The organism is Achromobacter sp. (genome assembly GCF_036567245.1).
GTDB lineage: Bacteria > Pseudomonadota > Gammaproteobacteria > Burkholderiales > Burkholderiaceae_B > Achromobacter.
In genome coordinates this window covers 1-3,782 of sequence record NZ_DATCUY010000415.1, presented here as the reverse complement: position 1 = coordinate 3,782, position 3,782 = coordinate 1, and the positions used below count along the sequence as shown (strand labels likewise).

The following is a 3,782-nucleotide window of genomic DNA, read 5'->3' as shown; positions in this document are numbered from 1 at the left end:
GTTTCACGCATGGCGGCGGCCAGCGCCACCGCATCGGTGCGGGCGTTGCCGGCGAGCAGCGCATTGGCGCGCAGATCGGCCAGCGACTGCATCGCCACGCGCAGGCCGCCCACCGCGCGCACGGTCTTGGCGGTGAAGTCCTCGGGGTCTCGATTCAGCGCCTCATCAGCCGCGACGATGGCCTCGCCATACTTCTGTTCGTCGAAACGGATCTTCGCGATGTACGACCACGGCTCTCCCCGTGCGGGATTGAGCAGGGCGATCTCCTGGAACTCGGCAACCGCCTGATCGTTGCCCTTGCCCGCCAGAGTCTGCGTGGCGTGCGTCATCGACTGCTTGTACTCGGCGTCGGTCTGCGGCTTGGGAGATGTGGCGCAGCCCGCGAGGAAGGCCAGCATTCCGCTGATGAGGAGAACCCGGGATATGTGCATTTTTTGGTATGTAGGAGGGTGTAACCAAGGCCGCGTATTTCAACAACCTTTTGTTAGCGCCGCACTACAGTGCATTACTTCATGTAACTCACCACGAAACTTCGCTCATCGTGCCGTGATCTGTATGTTGTCGCAGCCTTCCGGTATAAAGAGCCATGTCAAAACATCTCTATTTTTCTCGGTGCGTGGCTGCTGCAGCCGTCATCGCGGCAAGCCCCGTAATCAGCGGTTGCGCAGCGGTTTCAGCGATCGGAGCAGTGGCAGGAATGACCGGCGGCATGATGGATATGGCGGGTCTGAAAAAAGACCCGAATGCGCCCGTCGATGTGAAATTGGCGATACACGCCGGAGAAAATTTGAATGCGAGTAGCGGCCAGCCCATGGCTGTGGTTACGAAAATATACTATTTGAAGAATGCCGAGGCATTTCAACGCGCACCGCTCACGCAATTGGTTGATACTGACGCCGAAAAGGCGGCGTTGGGTGACAGCATCATCGCATCGCGCGAAGTCACACTGACGCCGGGACAGCGCTACGAGCACCTGGAAAAAGTGCCGAAAAACGCTGCCTACATCGCTGTCGCGGGCTTGTTCTACGCGCCCGCGCCGCAGCGCTGGAAATACGTATTCGAAGTTAAGACCGCCGAGGACAGCGGCATCGTCATGGGCGCCCATGCCTGCGCGATGACCGTGGTCACTGGACAGATAGTGTTGCCGCCGGGCATGCCCGGCTTCGACCCGGCCCGCCTCGGCTCGGTGCAATGCCCGAGCTGAACGAGCCGACCGCGTCTAGCCGACCGCGTCTCGCCGACCGTCATGGACGCCCTCTCTATATAAGAAGCAAGAGCCAGAAAACGTGAGCCATTCAGCGAAGATATTGTGGGGAGAGGGGCTGTTCCTGCGGCCCCAGCATTTTCAACGCCAAGACGCGTACCACGAGGCCCGCCTCGCGGAGATGAGCCGCGCGCTGCATCCCTATGCCTGGGGCTTGCGCGCGGCGCGCTTCGACGCGGCGGCGCTTGCCAACGGCATGCTGCGCGCCACCGAGCTCTCCGCAATTTTTCCCGACGGCGAGATCTACAGCGCGCCGCACAACGACGACCTGCCGCCCGCGGTTGCGCTGGACGGCCTGGACGGCGCCAGCACGGCGGTGTTCTATCTGGCGCTGCATCCGATGAAGGACGTGGGCGGCAACTACCGCGACACACGCCAGGAGCAAGGCTTCGATGCGCGCTATGCGCATCAGGACAGCCCGGCGCCGGATCTCTACACCAACGCCAGCACGGCCGAACTCGCCTTCCTGCGCAAGAACGTGCGCCTGCTGTCGGAACACGAGCCGCGCGACGCGCTGCTGACCATACCGGTTGCGCGCGTGCGCCGCACCGCCAGCGCCGGCTATGAACTGGACACCACCTTCATCGCCCCCAGTGTCACGGTGCAGGCATGCAGCGCGCTGTTCGAGCAACTGCGCCGTTTGCTCGACGCGCTGCAGGCCAAGGTCAACGCGCTGTATGGCTTTCACCGCGAGCCGAACAAGAACATCATCGAATTCCGCTCGGGCGACGTGGCCTCGTTCTGGCTGCTGCACACCTGCAACGAAGCCTATTCAGCGCTGTCGCACCTGTTCCACAATCCGCAGCTGCATCCCGAACGCCTGTTCCAGGAAATGCTGCGGCTGGCGGGCGCGCTCATGACCTTCTCCAAGGTGCACACGCTGGCGGATCTGCCGGCCTACCAGCACGATGCGCCGGGCGCGGCCTTCGCGCAGCTGGACGAGATCCTGCGCGACCTGCTCGACACCGTCATCTCCACCCGCTACTTCTCCATCGTGCTGGAAGAGCTGCGCCCCTCGTTCCACGTGGGCCGGCTGGACTCCGGCAAGCTCGACGAGACCACCGCGCTCTACCTGTCGGTGTCCGCCGCCACGCCGGCCAGCGAACTGGCCGAGACCGTGCCGCTGCGCTTCAAGGTGGGCGCGCCCGACGACGTCGAAAAACTCGTGCTTTCCGCCATGCCCGGCGTGCAGCTGGTCTACACGCCACAGGTTCCGCCCGCCGTGCCCGTCAAGCCGGGCGCGTGCTACTTCACCCTGCAGACGCGCGGCTCGCTATACGACCGCATGCTGCAGGCGCGCAGCATCGCCATCTATGCCCCCTCGGGCATACCCGACCTGAAACTGGACCTCATCGCCGTCACCCGCTAGAGCCTGCCCATGACCGCCGACGCGCCTTCCCTGATGCCCGGAGCCTCGCTCCCTCCCCGAGCCGCCGATTTTTACGGTTCACGCCCCGCGAAGTCCTTGCTGGATCTGCTGTACGACGGCTTCCTGATGCTGTTCCTGCTGAAAAGCGGCCAGGAGCCCGTCGACGCCGCCTCGTTCTCGGCGCGCGTGCAGCAATTCCTGGCGGACTTCGAGCGCAGCGCCAAGAAGATGGACATCCCGGCCGAGGACGTCTACGCCACCAAGTATGCGTTCTGCGCCGCAGTGGACGAGACCGTGCTGAACTCCGGCTTTTCCATCCGCGACGCATGGATGCTGCAGCCGCTGCAGCTGACCCTGTTCGGCGAGCAGCTTGCGGGCGAGAACTTCTTTGCGCGCCTGGAAGACCTGCGCGCTCAGGGCGCGCCGCGCCTGCAATCGCTGGAAGTGTTCTACATGTGCCTGCTGCTGGGCTTCCAGGGCAAGTACATGATCGAAGGCCAGGAGAAGCTGGGCTATCTCACAGCGCGGCTGGGCGACGAGATCACGCTGCTGCGCGGCAAGCGCTCGGGCTTTGCGCCGCACTGGCCGCTGCCCGACAAGATCGCGCACACGCTCAAGCGCGACGTGCCGCTGTGGAGCATCGGCGCGCTGTTTGCGCTGCTGGGCCTGCTGGCCTATCTGGGCATGAGCCACTTCCTGAACCGCGACATGCAGACCGCCATGGCTCCGTACCATGACATCGTCAAGATCGGGCCGCGCGCCGCGCACCTGACCATCTCGCTCCCCTGACTCGCTACCCTGACAGCCGCGGGCCGACCGCTCCACACCATGACCGACCGTTCCCAAGCGCCCGCCGGATTCAGCAGCCTGGATGTTGCCGCCCTCTCCCAGAACGCCCGCATGCTGCAGGTGCGCACGCCGCTGGATGCGGCGCTCGCGGTGGAGCGCATGAGCCTGCGCGAAGGCGTCTCCGAACTGTTTGCCCTGACGCTGGACTGCCTGGCGTCCTCGGCCGAACTGGATATGCAGGCCCTGCTGGGCCGCGAGATCAGCGTCAGCCTGCTGCTGGCAGATGGCGGCAGGCGCCAATGGCATGCTGTGGTCGAAGGCGTGGACGCGCTGGGCGCCGACGGCGGCCTGGCGCGCTAC

At 64.6% G+C, this 3,782-nt stretch carries 4 protein-coding genes and 1 pseudogene; 4 read left to right on the top strand and 1 reads right to left on the bottom strand.

Features of this window, described 5'->3' with window-relative positions:
• Nucleotides 1–398, bottom strand: a pseudogene (locus VIR09_RS17785) (hypothetical protein); the annotation flags it as partial.
• A 188-nt stretch (nucleotides 399–586) separates the two neighbouring features.
• On the opposite strand from VIR09_RS17785, the gene tssJ reads away from it, so the two are divergent.
• The 4 genes from tssJ to VIR09_RS17765 form a co-directional block, all read left to right on the top strand.
• Nucleotides 587–1,204, top strand: coding sequence for a type VI secretion system lipoprotein TssJ (tssJ, locus tag VIR09_RS17780; RefSeq protein WP_332014068.1), 618 nt, complete (start codon nucleotides 587–589; stop codon nucleotides 1,202–1,204).
• 82 nt (nucleotides 1,205–1,286) lie between these two features.
• Nucleotides 1,287–2,633 (top strand): type VI secretion system baseplate subunit TssK, encoded by a 1,347-nt coding sequence (gene tssK / locus VIR09_RS17775; RefSeq protein ID WP_332014067.1) that lies wholly within the window; start codon nucleotides 1,287–1,289, stop codon nucleotides 2,631–2,633.
• A 9-nt stretch (nucleotides 2,634–2,642) separates the two neighbouring features.
• A complete protein-coding gene (gene icmH, locus VIR09_RS17770) occupies nucleotides 2,643–3,422 on the top strand; it encodes a type IVB secretion system protein IcmH/DotU (RefSeq protein ID WP_013396294.1) in 780 nt (259 codons plus the stop codon).
• A 39-nt stretch (nucleotides 3,423–3,461) separates the two neighbouring features.
• On the top strand, nucleotides 3,462–3,782 hold a 321-nt coding region (locus VIR09_RS17765; protein WP_332014066.1), incomplete at its 3' end, for a contractile injection system protein, VgrG/Pvc8 family.

What these genes read in the sequence shown, in the direction of transcription:
- tssJ (WP_332014068.1), top strand. Translation starts at nt 587, where the DNA reads ATGTCAAAACATCTCTATTTTTCTCGGTGCGTGGCTGCTGCAGCCGTC.
- icmH (WP_013396294.1), top strand. Translation starts at nt 2,643, where the DNA reads ATGACCGCCGACGCGCCTTCCCTGATGCCCGGAGCCTCGCTCCCTCCC.